Annotated in this window: 1 protein-coding gene; it reads right to left on the reverse strand. The window is 34.7% G+C overall.

Annotation, left to right across the window (positions count from 1 at the left end):
• A partial coding sequence (locus AB1471_RS16980; RefSeq protein ID WP_367780929.1) for a CsxC family protein occupies positions 1–693 on the reverse strand: 693 nt, incomplete at its 3' end.
• Positions 694–712 lie beyond the last annotated feature (19 nt).

Here is a 712-nt window from a genome sequence, read left to right on the forward strand (position 1 = left end):
TTGTAATACTCTTAGAGTAAGGTCAACGACGATTTTTTCACGTAGTCTATCAAACGTTTTATCCGCATCTACAGGACAGGGGGAAAAATCAAGTTCAAAGAATTTTGCTGAGACTAATTTGCAAAATGGTTGCTCATTATAAACAACACTATTTTCAAAGAAGTATTTATCTTGGCGCGGAGTAATCCCATCTTTCGGATTAATAAATCGGGAACTACTTTCTGAAGATCCATTTAGAATTGCAGGATTTAAAAAATCATCAGGGAATTTCAGGTCTGAAAAACCAAAAAATGGAACATCAGCAATTTTATCATGAATGAATTCATTACATTTCTCTGTAGCATATTCAATATTTTTACGAATAAATCCTTCTACAAATAATTTTGCTCTTGTTACAAATCGTATACCTCTTTCCTCCACAAATTCTACAGGTACAAGTTTACATTGCGTTAGGAATATATCTTTTCCCACTCGCTTAATTTCGAATGCGGGTGGATCAAGTGGAATATCTGCTTCGACAACGACTTGAATTTTGGGCTCTGCTAGTATAATTGGAAATTCAAAAGCCGACTGTTGAATTACAATATCGGGTAATATAGGTTCATGGTTTAAGGGTACTTGTGTCGTTGAGTCTACCGGACAAGAAGGTTTAATGGGACAATCTCCATTAGTTGAATTATTTTTTTGGCTCATTAACTATCCTCCTTTCTTT

Source organism: Jeotgalibacillus marinus (genome assembly GCF_040801915.1).
GTDB classification, from domain to species: Bacteria; Bacillota; Bacilli; order Bacillales; family Jeotgalibacillaceae; genus Jeotgalibacillus; species Jeotgalibacillus marinus.